General features: G+C 41.7%; 1 pseudogene. It reads right to left on the bottom strand.

Annotation, left to right across the window (positions count from 1 at the left end):
- Nucleotides 1–333, bottom strand: a pseudogene (locus EYD46_RS17855) (IS4 family transposase); the annotation flags it as partial.

The following is a 333-nucleotide window of genomic DNA, read 5'->3' as shown; positions in this document are numbered from 1 at the left end:
CATCTGAAAGAAAACAGGGATCTCTGCATTAGGATCATAAACGGTATGAAGTTTAATCCCTCCTTTTGTAGAGCGAAACTTTGCCCACTCGTATTGATTCAAATTCAGGTCAATGGTGGTGGAGTCAATTAACCGCACCATTTCATTTGCTGCTTTGTTTGGTAAATGCTCACGAACTTGTTCCAGTAGGTAGTAGAACGTTTCCAAAAAAATTTCGGAGGGTCGATTTTTGTTTGCATCAGATAAAGAGGAACGGCTGATGGTGCGGGTTCCCAGGTGATAATGGCAGTTTTTCTGGCTGTTAAAGCAATCCACTAAATCACGAAGAGACTG

Source organism: Hyunsoonleella pacifica (assembly GCF_004310335.1).
Taxonomy (GTDB): Bacteria; Bacteroidota; Bacteroidia; order Flavobacteriales; family Flavobacteriaceae; genus Jejuia; species Jejuia pacifica.
Note: the sequence above shows the minus strand (reverse complement) of the source record. Positions and strands in the feature narration are given on the sequence as shown.